The 12,294-nt window shown below is 74.0% G+C and carries 15 protein-coding genes; 12 read left to right on the top strand and 3 right to left on the bottom strand.

What is annotated here, in order from left to right; genetic code table 11:
- Positions 1-80: 80 nt before the first annotated feature.
- Positions 81-887 (bottom strand): methyltransferase domain-containing protein, encoded by an 807-nt coding sequence (locus tag AC07DW_RS11565; protein ID WP_478857434.1) that lies wholly within the window; start codon positions 885-887, stop codon positions 81-83.
- Between the two features lie 397 nt (positions 888-1,284).
- On the opposite strand from AC07DW_RS11565, the gene AC07DW_RS11560 reads away from it, so the two are divergent.
- Positions 1,285-2,622: an NAD(P)/FAD-dependent oxidoreductase gene (locus AC07DW_RS11560; protein ID WP_478857492.1), complete on the top strand. Its 1,338-nt coding sequence runs from the start codon at positions 1,285-1,287 to the stop codon at positions 2,620-2,622.
- 1 nt (position 2,623) lies between these two features.
- Entirely contained in the window at positions 2,624-4,486 is a 1,863-nt protein-coding gene (locus AC07DW_RS11555) for a transketolase (RefSeq protein ID WP_478857433.1), read from the top strand.
- A gap of 136 nt (positions 4,487-4,622) precedes the next feature.
- Here the strand turns inward: AC07DW_RS11555 and AC07DW_RS11550 are convergent, their stop codons facing one another.
- Positions 4,623-5,177 carry a GNAT family N-acetyltransferase gene (locus AC07DW_RS11550; RefSeq protein WP_478857432.1) on the bottom strand — a complete coding sequence of 185 codons (555 nt, stop codon included), beginning with the start codon at positions 5,175-5,177 and terminating at the stop codon, positions 4,623-4,625.
- Between the two features lie 84 nt (positions 5,178-5,261).
- On the opposite strand from AC07DW_RS11550, the gene ligD reads away from it, so the two are divergent.
- The 10 genes from ligD to AC07DW_RS11500 all read left to right on the top strand — a co-directional run bounded on the left by ligD (position 5,262) and on the right by AC07DW_RS11500 (position 10,565).
- Positions 5,262-6,197, top strand: a complete 936-nt coding sequence (ligD, locus tag AC07DW_RS11545) for a non-homologous end-joining DNA ligase (protein WP_478857431.1) — start codon at positions 5,262-5,264, stop codon at positions 6,195-6,197.
- A gap of 65 nt (positions 6,198-6,262) precedes the next feature.
- Entirely contained in the window at positions 6,263-6,613 is a 351-nt protein-coding gene (locus tag AC07DW_RS11540; RefSeq protein ID WP_478857430.1) for a gas vesicle protein GvpO, read from the top strand.
- Positions 6,614-6,632: 19 nt separating this feature from the next.
- Positions 6,633-7,028 (top strand): gas vesicle structural protein GvpA, encoded by a 396-nt coding sequence (locus AC07DW_RS11535; RefSeq protein WP_478857429.1) that lies wholly within the window; start codon positions 6,633-6,635, stop codon positions 7,026-7,028.
- On the top strand, positions 7,025-7,741 hold the full coding sequence (locus AC07DW_RS11530; protein WP_478857428.1) for a GvpL/GvpF family gas vesicle protein: 717 nt from the start codon (positions 7,025-7,027) through the stop codon (positions 7,739-7,741). Before AC07DW_RS11535 ends, AC07DW_RS11530 begins: the two co-directional genes overlap by 4 nt.
- Positions 7,742-7,759: 18 nt before the next feature.
- Positions 7,760-7,996: a gas vesicle protein GvpG gene (locus AC07DW_RS11525; RefSeq protein WP_478857427.1), complete on the top strand. Its 237-nt coding sequence runs from the start codon at positions 7,760-7,762 to the stop codon at positions 7,994-7,996.
- Positions 7,993-8,313: a gas vesicle protein gene (locus AC07DW_RS11520; RefSeq protein ID WP_478857426.1), complete on the top strand. Its 321-nt coding sequence runs from the start codon at positions 7,993-7,995 to the stop codon at positions 8,311-8,313. The genes AC07DW_RS11525 and AC07DW_RS11520 overlap by 4 nt, the downstream gene beginning before the upstream one ends.
- Entirely contained in the window at positions 8,310-9,149 is an 840-nt protein-coding gene (locus AC07DW_RS11515; protein WP_478857425.1) for a GvpL/GvpF family gas vesicle protein, read from the top strand. Before AC07DW_RS11520 ends, AC07DW_RS11515 begins: the two co-directional genes overlap by 4 nt.
- Positions 9,146-9,373, top strand: a complete 228-nt coding sequence (locus tag AC07DW_RS11510; protein ID WP_478857424.1) for a gas vesicle protein — start codon at positions 9,146-9,148, stop codon at positions 9,371-9,373. The genes AC07DW_RS11515 and AC07DW_RS11510 overlap by 4 nt, the downstream gene beginning before the upstream one ends.
- The gene (locus tag AC07DW_RS11505; protein WP_478857423.1) at positions 9,370-9,648 is read left to right on the top strand and encodes a gas vesicle protein K; all 279 of its coding nucleotides are present in this window, start codon (positions 9,370-9,372) and stop codon (positions 9,646-9,648) included. The genes AC07DW_RS11510 and AC07DW_RS11505 overlap by 4 nt, the downstream gene beginning before the upstream one ends.
- 149 nt (positions 9,649-9,797) lie before the next feature.
- The gene (locus AC07DW_RS11500) at positions 9,798-10,565 is read left to right on the top strand and encodes a hypothetical protein (RefSeq protein ID WP_478857422.1); all 768 of its coding nucleotides are present in this window, start codon (positions 9,798-9,800) and stop codon (positions 10,563-10,565) included.
- Between the two features lie 10 nt (positions 10,566-10,575).
- Here the strand turns inward: AC07DW_RS11500 and AC07DW_RS11495 are convergent, their stop codons facing one another.
- Complete coding sequence (locus AC07DW_RS11495; protein ID WP_478857421.1) at positions 10,576-12,084, bottom strand: phosphatase PAP2 family protein; 1,509 nt, start codon at positions 12,082-12,084, stop codon at positions 10,576-10,578.
- Between the last annotated feature and the right edge of the window lie 210 nt (positions 12,085-12,294).

Raw genomic sequence — 12,294 nt, 5'->3', positions numbered from 1 at the left:
CCGTGCCGGACGGCGAGATCGATTCGGCCGCGGTACGCCGGATCGCGGGCCCTGCGCCAGGGCCGACGGCGTGCCCGGAGTCACCCCCGGCACAGCACCTCGCCGTGCGGCACCAGGAACCAGCCGTCCTCCTGACGTCCCCACTCCCGCCAGCCCTCGGCGATCGCGGCCAGCTGCCGCCCCGTCGCGTGTCCGCCGTCGACCGCGAGCCGGGCGTAGTCCGAGGCGGTCGTACGGTCCGCCCACAGTCCGCTCCACCACGCCCGCTCCTCGGGGGTCGCGAAGCACCAAGCGGTGGCGGTGGTCTCGACGTCGCTGAACCCGGCCCGCCGGGCCCAGGACAGCAGCCGGCGGCCCGCGTCCGGTTCACCGCCGTTGGCGCGCGCCACCCGCCGGTAGAGCTCCAGCCACTCGTCCAGCACCGGCACCTCGGGGTACCAGGCGAACGCCGCGTAGTCGCTGTCACGTACGGCGACGACCCCTCCGGGCCGGCACACCCGCCGCAACTCGCGCAGCGCGCCCACGGGGTCGCCCACGTGCTGGAGCACCTGGTGGGCGTGGACGACGTCGAAGGAGTCGTCGGGGAAGTCCAGGGCGTGGACGTCGGCGACCGCGAAGCGGACGTTGTCCAGATTCCGTTCGCGGGCGGTGGCGCGGGCCTGTTCCAGTACGCCGGGGGCCGTGTCGACCGCCGTCACGCGGCCGTCCGGGGTGACCAGCGCGGCCAGGTCCGCCGTGATGGTGCCGGGGCCGCAGCCCACGTCCAGGACCTGCAGCCCCGGCCGCAACTCGCCCAGCAGGTAGGCGGCGGAGTTCGCGGCCGTCCGCCAGCGGTGCGAGCGCAGGACCGATTCGTGGTGCCCATGCGTGTAGACAGCGTCGGCCATCGCCGTACTCCCTTGGTGCGCCGGGTCGTTGGTGCCGCCAGCCTAGGCGGTCATGTCACACCTTGATACGCGTATCTTGCATGCTGATACGAGCGGGGGTGGGCGGCCGTACGCCCGGAGGGACACCGAGGGGCGCGGTCGGCGGGTGCGCCGGCCGTGCGACGATCCCGCACCGCCGGTCGCCGCCCAAGGGGCCCGCGCCCGGTCGGCGACCGGTATGCCGCGTTTGGGGGGCGGGCTCGGGGGCACCGGGAAGGTCCGTCCGCATCACGCGGCTGTGCCGTTACGCAGACATGACGCTGGAGGTTTTGTGACCCCGTCCGTCAGCCCGCCCGGCCCGTACCCCGGCCCCTCCGGCTCCGGCCGCCCCGACGGCTCCCGCGCCCTGCCGCGCGTCGTGATCGTCGGTGCCGGTTTCGCCGGATACCACACCGCACGCCACCTCTCCCGCAGCCTGCGCGGCCGGGCCGAGATCGTGCTGCTGAACCCCACCGACTACTTCCTGTACCTCCCGCTGCTGCCCCAGGTCACCGCCGGTGTCCTGGAACCCCGCCGGATCACCGTCTCCCTGCCCGGAACCCTCCGCCACGTCCGGCTGGTCCTCGGCCAGGCCGACCACGTCGACCTCGACGGGCGCGCCGTCCACTACACCGACCCCGAGGGCACCGAGGGCACGCTCACCTACGACCGGCTCGTCCTCGCCGTGGGCAGCGTCAGCAAGCTCCTGCCCATCCCGGGCGTCGCCGAGAACGCCACCGGCTTCCGCGGCCTGCCCGAGGCGCTGTACCTGCGCGACCACATCACCCGCCAGATCGAGCTGGCCTCGGCCGCCGGGAACCCCGCCGACTGCACCTCGCGCTGCACCTTCGTGGTCGTCGGCGCCGGCTACACCGGTACGGAACTCGCCGCCCAAGGCAAGATGTTCACCGACGCGCTCGTCCGCAAGCAGCCCGCCTGGCCCTCCGGGGTGAAGCCCCGCTGGCTGCTCCTCGACGTCGCCGACCGGGTGCTGCCGGGCCTGGACGAGAGCCTGTCGCGCACCGCCGACGAAGTGCTGCGCGGCCGGGGCGTGGACGTGCGCACCAAGACGTCCGTCAAGGAGTCGAAGCCCGACGGGGTGCTGCTGGACGACGGCGAGTTCGTGGAGACCCGGTCGCTGATCTGGTGCGTCGGCGTGCGCCCCGACCCGCTCGTCTCCGAACTGGGTCTGCCCGTGGAACGCGGCCGGCTGGTCGTGACCCCGCAGCTCGGCGTCCCCGGCCACCCCGACGTGTTCGCGTGCGGCGACGCCGCCGCCGTACCGGACCTGACCCGGCCCGGCGAGTTCACGCCCATGACGGCCCAGCACGCGGCCCGGCAGGGCAAGGTCGCCGCCCGCAACGTCGCCGCTTCCCTCGGGCTCGGCCAGGAGGTCCCGTACAAGCACAACGACCTGGGCTTCGCGGTGGACCTCGGCGGGGTGAAGGCGGCCGCCAACCCGATGGGCGTCAAGCTGTCCGGCCCCGTCGCCGGTGCCGTGACCCGCGGCTACCACCTGGCCGCGATGCCCGGCAACCGGGTGCGGGTCGCCGCCGACTGGCTGCTGGACGCGGTCCTGCCGCGGCAGGCCGTCCAACTCGGCCTGCTGCGCTCCTGGCAGGTACCTCTCGACACCGCCTCGCCCGAACTGGCCCACATCCCGGCCGGACCCGGCGGCGACCACGGCACCCGTGGCGGCGGAAACGGCAAGGAGTGACATGCACTACCACGAACTGGCCACCCTCGGACAGCAATTGCGCGTCGACGCGGTCCGCGCCGCCGACGCCGCCGGCTCCGGGCACCCCACGTCGTCCATGTCGGCGGCCGACATCGGGGCCGTCCTCCTCGCCCATCACCTGAGGTTCGACTTCGACCGCCCCGAGCACCCCGGCAACGACCGGCTCGTCCTGTCCAAGGGGCACGCCTCCCCGCTGCTGTACGCCATGTACAAGGCGGCCGGGGCGGTCGACGACGACGAACTGCTCACCTTCCGCAAGCTCGGCAGCCGCCTCGAAGGGCACCCCACCCCCCGGCTGCCCTGGGTCGACGTCGCCACCGGCTCCCTGGGCCAGGGCCTGCCCGTCGGCGTGGGCATCGCGCTCGCGGGCAAGCGCCTCGACGACATCCCATACCACGTCTACGTCCTGTCCGGCGACAGCGAGATGGCGGAGGGCTCCGTCTGGGAGGCCGTCGAGCACGCCGCGTACAACCACCTCGACAACCTCACCCTGATCGTCGACGTCAACCGCCTCGGCCAGCGGGGACCGACCCGCCACGGGCACCACCTGGCCGCCTACGAACGGCGGCTGCACGCCTTCGGCTGGCACACCATCGAGGTCGACGGCCACGACGTGGAAGCCGTCGACCGGGCGTTCGCCGAGGCCCGTTCCACCATCCGGCAACCCACCGCGATCCTCGCCGCCACCTACAAGGGCCGCGGCGTCGCCGCCGTCGAGGACCTGGAGGGCTTCCACGGCAAGCCCGTCAAGGACGCGCGCGCCGCGATCGCCGAGCTGGGCGGACCGCGCTCCCTCCACGTCGACGTCCGCGGGCCGGTGGACGCCACCGGGCGGAAGACCGTCCCCGACGGCGACGGCGAGCCCCCCGAACCCCGGCTGCCGCGCTTCGACGTGGGCGACGCCGTCGCCACCCGCACCGCCTTCGGGCACGCGCTGGAGGCACTCGGGTCCACCCGCGCCGACGTCGTCGCGCTGGACGCCGAGGTCGGCGACTCGACCCGGACCGAGTTCTTCGCCAAGGCCCACCCCGACCGCTACTTCGAGTGCTACATCGCCGAACAGCAACTCGTCGCCGCCGCCGTGGGCCTTCAGACGCGCGGCTACGTCCCGTACGCGTCGACCTTCGCGGCCTTCCTGACCCGGGCGTACGACTTCGTCCGCATGGCGGCCGTCAGCCGCGCCGGGATCAACCTCGTCGGCTCGCACGCGGGAGTCGCCATCGGCCAGGACGGGCCGTCCCAGATGGGGCTGGAGGACCTGGCCATGTTCCGCTCGGTGCACGGCAGCACCGTGCTGTACCCGTGCGACGCCAACCAGACGGTCAGGCTGGTGGCCACCATGGCCGACCTCAAGGGCGTGCGCTACCTGCGCACCTCACGCAGCGACATGCCCGTGCTGTACGGGCCGGACGAGACGTTCCCGGTGGGCGGATCCAAGGTGCTGCGCACCCACGGGGACGACGACAGGGTCACGATCGTCGCCGCCGGAGTCACCCTCCACGAGGCGCTGAAGGCCGCCGACCTGCTGACGGACCACGGCATCCCGGTCAGGGTCGTCGACCTGTACTCGGTGAAGCCGGTGGACGCCGGAACGCTCACCGAAGCGGCCGCCGCCACCGGTTGTCTCCTCACCGTGGAGGACCACCACCCGGAGGGCGGCCTGGGGGACGCGGTCGCCGAGGCGTTCTCCGACGGCCGCCCCGCACCGCGCATGGCCCGCCTCGCGGTCCGCGACATGCCGGCGTCGGCGACGCCCGAGGAACAGCTGCGGAAGGCGGGCATCGACGCCAACTCGATCGTCGCGGCCGTGCAACTGCTGGTGGAGGGCGTCGGCACGTCCTGACCCCACCGCCCCCGCCGTGTCCCACCCCCGCTGTGTCCCGGCCGCGCGCCGGGACACAGCCACCCGCCCGGCGGCCCCCGCCGACGCCCCGGCCCGCCGGGCCCTCGGCCGCGACACGCGGCGAGGCGCACCCGCGTCAGCCGCCCGCTCGCGCGGCGGCGCCTCCCGCCGCCCACTCCTCCCGCGTCAGCGCGTACTCCACGTCCCCGTGCTCGGACCCCTCGATCACCTCCGGCCACTCCTCGAAGAACGTCCGGACGTACCTCAGCCCACACTTCTCCATCACCCGGCGCGACCCCGCGTTGACCGTCATCGTCCGGGCCACCACCCGCCGCACGCCCAGCTCCCGGAAGCCCTTCCCGAGCAGCGCACGGGAGCCCTCGGTCGCGTACCCCCGCCCCCAGGCCGACCGGTGCAGCCGGTAGCCGAGCTCCACCGTTCCCGCCTCGCCCGTCGGCTCCAGCGAGAACCAGCCCAGCCACTCGCCGGAGCCGCGCTCCACGGCGGCCCAGAAACCGGGCCCCGTCAGCCGGCGCAGGGCCCCCGTGCGCACCTCCTCGCGCGACACGGGCCGACCGCCGTTGATGTACCGCATGACGCCCGGGTCGTTGTCGAGGGCCAGCACCTCGTCCAGGTCGTCCTCCCCGACCGTGCGCAGCACCAGCCGGGGCGTTTCCATCAGGACACTCATGGCACCGGATCCTCCGCCCGCGCACCACCGCCCCGCAACGGGGTTCCGGCGTGTGGCCAAGGAGCGCCCGGGTAGGAGCACACGATGAGTACGAGCAGTGCCAGGGCCGTACGGGCCGGCCGCCGGACCGTCGACATCCACCGCCCCGACAAGGTCCTCTTCCCCGAGGACGGCATCACCAAGGCGGACCTCGCCGACTACTACCGGTCCGTCGCGCCCTACATGCTTCCGCACCTGCGTGGCAGGCCGCTGATGCTGGAACGGCTTCCCGACGGCGTCGGCGGACCGCGCTTCATGCAGAAGGACACGCCCACCGGTTACCCCGACTGGGTCCACCGCGTCGAGGTGCCCAAGGAGGGCGGCACCGTCACCCACACCGTGTGCGACGACACCGCGACCCTGGTCCACCTCGCCGACCAGGCGTGCGTCACGCTGCACCGCTGGCAGTCGCGGACCACCCGGCTGGAGTCGCCCGACCGCATGGTGTTCGACCTCGACCCTCCCCCCGCCTCCGGCGGGGCGACCCCCGAGGACGCCTTCGGCACCGTACGCCGGGCGGCGCACCTCCTCGGCGAACTCCTCGACGCGCTCCGGCTGCCCTCGGCGCTGATGACCACCGGCTCCAAAGGGCTGCACGTCATCGTCCCGCTCGACGGGCACAGCGACTTCGACGAGGTCCGCGCCTTCGCCCACGACGTCGCCGAGACCCTCGCCGCCGCCCACCCGGACCACCTCACCACCGCACCGCGCAAACAGGCCCGCGGCGACCGTCTCTACCTCGACGTCCAGCGCAACGGCTACGCCCAGACCGCCGTCGCCCCCTACTCCGTACGCGCCAGGCCGGGCGCCCCCGTCGCCACGCCGCTGCGCTGGGACCAACTGGACGACCCGGCCACCCACGCCCGGCGCTGGACCGTCGGCACCGTCCTCGAACAGGCCCGCAGCGCCCCGTGGGACGGCTTCGCCGCCCATCCGCGCGCCCTCGGCCCGGCCCGGCGGCGTCTCGACGCACTGCGCTGACCCGCACCGGGCAAGGCCAAGGGTTTGCGGATCCCAGTCACGGCAACCAGGAGAGCGAGGCATCCATGGCGAACACATCAGAGAACACAGAGAATCCCCAGAAGGACACCAGCGCCCGGGCGACAAGCGCCCGGGCATCACAACAGCCCCAGGAACAGTCGCCGAGCCCCATGCAGGTGTTGCGCGGCGCATGCGCCCAGCTCGCCGAACTCACCGGCATGGAAGCCGAGTCGGTGTCGTCGTTCGAACGCACCGAGGACGGCTGGACGCTGAACGTCGAGGTGCTCGAACTGGCACGTGTCCCCGACACCATGAGCCTGCTCGCCTCGTACGAGGTCGAAGTCGACGCGAACGGTGAGCTCAGCGGCTACCGGCGCGTCCGCCGCTACGAGCGCGGCAGGTCCGACCGTTCCTAGGGGAGGGAGGCACCCCACCATGACCGTAGTTCCGGCACAGCAGAGTGGCGGCGGCAGCAGCGGCCTCTACGACGTCCTCGAACTCGTCCTGGACCGCGGACTCGTCATCGACGCGTTCGTCCGTGTGTCCCTGGTCGGCATCGAGATCCTGAAGATCGACGTCCGTGTCGTCGTCGCGAGCGTTGACACCTACCTCCGTTTCGCCGAGGCCTGCAACCGCCTCGACCTGGAGGCCGGGCCCCGCAAGGACCCCGGACTGCCCGACCTGGTCGGCGAGATGACCGAGTCCGGTGCCCGCGGCAAGTCCAAGGGGGCGCTCTCCGGCGCCGCCGAAACCATCTCGGACGCCCTCAAGGGCTCGTCCAGCGGCTCGTCCAGCCGCACGTCGTCCCGTAAGAAGGAGGAGACGGAGTGAGCACGTACGTCTACGGGATCGCGCGGAGCTCACATCCCGGCCTGCCCGAGAAGATGGGCGGCATCGGTGACCCGCCGCAGCCCGTCCGCGTTCTCAAGCAGGGCGCCCTCGCCGTGCTCGTCAGCGACGCGCCCGAGGACCTCAGGCCCAAGCGGCGCGACCTGATGGCCCACCAGAACGTGCTCGCCGAGGCGGGCGCGGCCGGCGCGGTCCTGCCCATGCGCTTCGGCGGCGTGTCGACCGACGACGACGCCGTCCTCGCCGTCCTCGGCGACCGCGAGGAGCACTACCTGGAGCGGCTGCGGGCCCTCGACGACAAGGTCGAGTACAACGTCAAGGCCAGCCACGACGAGGAAGCCGTCCTGCACCGGGTGCTCGCCGACAACCCCGAGCTGCGCAAGCTCAGCGAGGCCAACCGCGCGGCGGGAGGCGGCACCTACGAACAGAAGCTCGCCCTCGGCGAACGCGTCGCCGCCGCCGTCCAGCAGCGCGAGGCGAGCGACGCGGTGCTCGTCCAGCAGGCGCTGGAGACCGAGGCCGCCGACATCCGCCCCGGCCCGGAGAGCGGCGGCTGGCTCGCCAACATCTCCTTCCTGGTCGAGCGGGACCGCGCCGACGGCTTCGTCGCCGCGATCGACAAGCTCCAGCAGGCCCACCACCACCTGGAGCTCCAGGTGAACGGCCCGCTGCCGCCGTACAGCTTCGTCGAGTAGAACGAGGAGGGACCGAGCATGGGCCTGCTGGGAGAACTGCTGCTGCTGCCGGCTGCGCCCCTGCGCGGCACCGCCTGGGTGTTGCGCCAGGTGGTGGCGGAGGCCGAGCGGCAGTACTACGACCCCGCCGCCGTACAGCGCGAACTCTCCCGCCTCAACGCGATGCTGGAGGCGGGAGAGATCGACGAAGAGGAATTCGACCGCCGGGAGGACGAGCTCCTCGACCGCCTGGAGAAAGGCCCGAGACAGCCATGAGCACCCCACGCCCCAGCGGTCTGCCCAGCCCGTACGCCTCGGAAGGCAGCAGCGCGAACCTCGCCGACATCCTGGAACGCGTCCTCGACAAGGGCATCGTCATCGCCGGCGACATCAAGATCAACCTGCTGGACATCGAGCTGCTGACCATCAAGCTGCGGCTCGTCGTCGCGTCAGTCGACCGCGCCAAGGAGATGGGCATCGACTGGTGGGAGAGCGACCCGGCGCTCTCCTCCCGGGCCAAGGGCAGCGAACTCGCCCGTGAGAACGCCGACTTGCAGCGCCGGATCGCCGAACTGGAGGGACGCACCGCATGAGCACCACCGACCGGCTGCGTTACGTCTACGCCGTCACGCGACCGTTCGAGGGCGTCCTGCCCGAGGGGGCCCACGGGATCGGCGGCGAACCGCCCCGGCTGCTGCGCCACGGCGACCTGGTCGCCGTCGTCGGCGCCGTGCCGCCCGAGGACTTCGACGAGGCGCCCCTGCGCGCCCGGCTGGAGGACCTCGACTGGCTGGCCGACACCGCGCGCGCCCACGACGCCGTGATCGCCGCCCTGTCCACGGTGACCTGCCCCCTCCCGCTGCGGCTCGCGACCGTGTGCCGCGACGACAGCGGTGTGCGGCGCCTCCTGGAGGACGGCCACGACCGCTTCGTACGGGCCCTGGAACGGCTGGACGGCCGGGTCGAGTGGGGCGTGAAGGTGTACGCGGAGCCGCAGGCCGCCGAGGAGGCCGGGCCGGAGGAGCCCGCGAGCGGTACGAGCGGCCGGGACTACCTGCGCCGGCGGCTCAACGCCCGCCGCAGCCGCGAGGGCGACTGGCAGCGCGCCGACGCCCTGTGCCGCCGGCTGCACGGGGAACTGTCGCGTTACGCCGAGGCCGGCACCGTCCACCGCCCCCAGGACTCCCGGCTCTCCGGAGCGTCCGGCGTCAATGTGCTCAACGCCGCCTACCTGGTGGACCGCACCCGCAGCGAGGAGTTCGTCGAGCTGGTCGGGGCGGCGTCCGAGCCCGGCGTGCGCGTCGAACTCACCGGGCCCTGGGCCCCGTACTCCTTCGCCGCCATCGCGGACGAGGACGCCCCCGCGGCGGTGCAGGACGCCCCCGCGGCGGTGCCGGGCGCGCCCGCATCCCAGGAGGCCGGCCGATGACCGTCCCCGTGACACCCACGGCCCCGGAGCCCCTGGCCGAGCGGCGGATCGCCCTGGTCGACCTGCTGGACCGGCTCCTCGCGGGCGGCGTGGTCCTCAGCGGCGACCTGACCCTCCGGATCGCCGACGTCGACCTCGTACGCGTCGACCTCAAGGCCCTCATCAGCTCGGTCAGCGAGGACGTCCCCTCACCCTTCGGCCCGTCCGGGGGGGTGCACCTGTGACCGCGTCGTCGCGCCGCAAGGTGGAACTCGACCCCGACACCGTCGAACGCGACCTCGCGCGCCTCGTCCTCACCGTCGTGGAACTGCTGCGGCAGCTCATGGAGCGGCAGGCGCTGCGGCGCGTCGAGGGGGGCGACCTCACCGAGGAGCAGGAGGAGCGGATCGGCCTCACGCTGATGCTGCTGGAGGACCGCATGGAACTCCTGCGGACACGGTTCGGACTCGAACCGGAGGACCTCAACCTCGACCTCGGTCCGCTCGGCCCCCTCCTCTGAGCGCTGCCGCACGCCACCCGTACGACCGGGGGAACTTCGTGCGCGTCGTCCCCTCACCGCCACGCCCGCGCGGCCGGATCAGCAGATCATCACCTCTGTGGTCGCAGTCCACGCCGCACGGCCCCGGCGATGAGGGAAAGGCTCCGACAATGCCCGTCGTCAACAGAGCAGGACGCCATGTGCTCACCGGCGCGGTGTGCGCCGGGCTGCTGCTCACGGGTTGCGCCGTGCCCCGCGCGGCCGCCCCGGGTCCGGGCCCCGCCGACGGGGCGAAGAAGACGGCGTCGGCCACCCCCGCCCCCGGTGGGCCCCGCCTGATCGCGCCCGCCGAGATCCCGGGCCTCGGGCCCGCCACCCGCTCGCGCGTCCCGGCCACCAGCACCCAGGCCCTCGTGGTCAAGGGCGACGGGCCGCACTCCCACCAGTCGACCGCCGTGCTGTACGAGCGCGACCCGGCGGCCGGGTGGAAGGCGGTCAGCCAGCCCTGGCCCGCGCACAACGCGCTGCGCGGCTGGACGGCCCACCACCGCGCCGGGGACCTGCGCTCGCCCATCGGCGTGTTCGCCCTGGGCGACGCCGGGGGACGACTCCCGGACCCGGGCACCCGGATGCCCTACGACCGGAGCGAGGAGTTCAACATGCCGGGCACGGGCTTCCTGGGCGAACCGCTGGAGGGCTCCTTCGACCACGTCGTGGCCATCGACTACAACCGCGTCCCCGGCACCTCGCCGCTGAACAAGGTCCGCCCCCTCGGTGCCGCCAAGGGCGGCGGGGTGTGGATCCACGTCGACCACGGCGGGCCCACCCGCGCCTGCGTCTCCCTGCGGCGGGACGACATGCGGCAGCTGCTGCTCGCCCTGGACCCGGCGAAGCACCCGGTCGTCGTGATGGGGGACGCGGGGACGCTCGGCCGGTGATCCGGCCGGGTCAGGACGCGGGCGTGGGACGGTAGACCGTCAGTGCCTCGTCGTCCTTGTCGACGAGCAGCTCCGGCGGGGCGTCCGTCACCTCGCCGTCGTACGCCAGCGGCGTCCCCGGCGCCAGTCCCGAGACCCGCACCCGGCGCAGCCGCTCGGCGGCGTGCACCGGCGACCTGCTCAGCGGCCCGGCGAGCGCGGCGGCCAGCAGACGCAGCCCCGGCAGCCGGCCCGCGTGCACCACGCGGACGTCCAGCATGCCGTCCGCCAGGTCGTGACGGCGGCCCGGCGTGGGCCCCATGCGCCGGTAGACGCAGTTCCCGGCGAACAGCAGCCACAGGGGCCGCCGACGCCCGTGCACGTAGGCCGTCAGCGGGTGCTCACCGCGCAGCACCCGCAGCGCGGCCAGCACACCGGCGGGCCAGCCGCCGATCCGGGGCGACCAGCGCTCCCGCAGCCGCACCAGCTCGGGGTACACGCCCAGGCTGAAGGTGTTCACGAAGTACCCGTGCGGCGCGCCGTCGGGGCCGGGGGAGAACCGTCCCAGGTCGACGCGGACCGCGTCGCCCGCGGCCAGCGCGCGGCAGGTGTCCTGGACGGACTCGATGCCCAGGTCGTACGCGAAGTGGTTGAGCGTGCCGCCCGGGAAGACCGCGAGCGGCAGGCCGTACCGCGCGGCCACCGCCGCCGCCCGGTTCACCGTGCCGTCGCCGCCCAGGACGCCGAGCGCCCGGCACCGCCCGGAGGCGGCGGCCTTCTCCAGCACCCGCGCTATCCCGTCCGGTTCGCACTCCAGCACCTCCGCGTCGGGCAGCCCGTCCCGCACCTGGGCGGTCGTGTCGCCGGCACCGGAGGCCCGGTTGGCGATCACCACCAGCCCGGCACCGCCCGGGAGGGCGGGCGCGTCGGTGTGCGGGCGCCCCGGCGCGGGAAGCTGCGACCGGGTCGGCACCACGCCGCGTACCGCGAAGGCGGCGCCCACGCCGAGCGCCGCGCCGACGAGCACGTCGCTCGGATAGTGGACGCCCGTGTAGACGCGGGACAGCGCCACGGCGGCGGCGACCGGCGCCACGGCCGCGCCCCAGCCCCGGGACTCCATCAGGACGCCCGTCGCGAAGGCGGCCGCCGAGGCGGAGTGGCCGGACGGGAACGACGTGGTGAACGGCTGCTTCTTCAGCTGCCGCACCACCGGCACGGCGTCGAGCACCGGCCGGGCGCGGCGCACGGACCGCTTGCCGACGGTGTTGATGGCCGCGGACGCCAGTGCCAGGGACGCGACGCCGCGGACGGCGGCCCGTCGCGATCGCGCGCCGCGCCCGAGGACGGCCATGCCGGCCGCCGCGCCGAACCACAGCAGCCCGTGGTTCGCCGTGTGGCTCAGCCGGGGCAGCACCTGGTCGCCGCCGGGCCAGTGCCGGGTGGCGACCCGGTGGAAGACCTGGCGGTCCCAGGCGCTGAGCCGGGCGGTCACCCGGTCGCGGACGCTCTCGGCCGGCGACAGGCCGTAGGAATCGGACATGCCCGGCGCCTACCCCCTCAGCGCTCCGCCCACGCGTCGGCCCGCCCCCCTCGGCCCCGGGCCGGTCCCCGCCGTTCCGGCCGCTGGCCGCGCTGATGACGGGCCGCCGGGGCGTTCCAGGCACGCCGCCCCCGCGCGACCGGCCGCGCCACCGCACCGGGAGGCCGGGCGCGGGCCCCGACACGCGTCGGCCGGAAAGGCCACTCGCGT

The sequence above is a fragment of the Streptomyces sp. NPDC045701 genome (assembly GCF_056432045.1).
This window is presented reverse-complemented; position numbering and strand designations above follow the sequence as displayed.

Bases quoted from the DNA above. Each gene is read 5' to 3' on its own strand.
- ligD (WP_478857431.1), top strand. From the start codon at position 5,262: ATGAGTACGAGCAGTGCCAGGGCCGTACGGGCCGGCCGCCGGACCGTC.
- AC07DW_RS11565 (WP_478857434.1), bottom strand. From the start codon at position 887: ATGGCCGACGCTGTCTACACGCATGGGCACCACGAATCGGTCCTGCGC.
- AC07DW_RS11555 (WP_478857433.1), top strand. From the start codon at position 2,624: ATGCACTACCACGAACTGGCCACCCTCGGACAGCAATTGCGCGTCGAC.
- AC07DW_RS11515 (WP_478857425.1), top strand. From the start codon at position 8,310: ATGAGCACCACCGACCGGCTGCGTTACGTCTACGCCGTCACGCGACCG.
- AC07DW_RS11525 (WP_478857427.1), top strand. From the start codon at position 7,760: ATGGGCCTGCTGGGAGAACTGCTGCTGCTGCCGGCTGCGCCCCTGCGC.
- AC07DW_RS11510 (WP_478857424.1), top strand. From the start codon at position 9,146: ATGACCGTCCCCGTGACACCCACGGCCCCGGAGCCCCTGGCCGAGCGG.
- AC07DW_RS11535 (WP_478857429.1), top strand. From the start codon at position 6,633: ATGACCGTAGTTCCGGCACAGCAGAGTGGCGGCGGCAGCAGCGGCCTC.
- AC07DW_RS11550 (WP_478857432.1), bottom strand. From the start codon at position 5,177: ATGAGTGTCCTGATGGAAACGCCCCGGCTGGTGCTGCGCACGGTCGGG.
- AC07DW_RS11540 (WP_478857430.1), top strand. From the start codon at position 6,263: ATGGCGAACACATCAGAGAACACAGAGAATCCCCAGAAGGACACCAGC.
- AC07DW_RS11520 (WP_478857426.1), top strand. From the start codon at position 7,993: ATGAGCACCCCACGCCCCAGCGGTCTGCCCAGCCCGTACGCCTCGGAA.
- AC07DW_RS11500 (WP_478857422.1), top strand. From the start codon at position 9,798: ATGCCCGTCGTCAACAGAGCAGGACGCCATGTGCTCACCGGCGCGGTG.
- AC07DW_RS11495 (WP_478857421.1), bottom strand. From the start codon at position 12,084: ATGTCCGATTCCTACGGCCTGTCGCCGGCCGAGAGCGTCCGCGACCGG.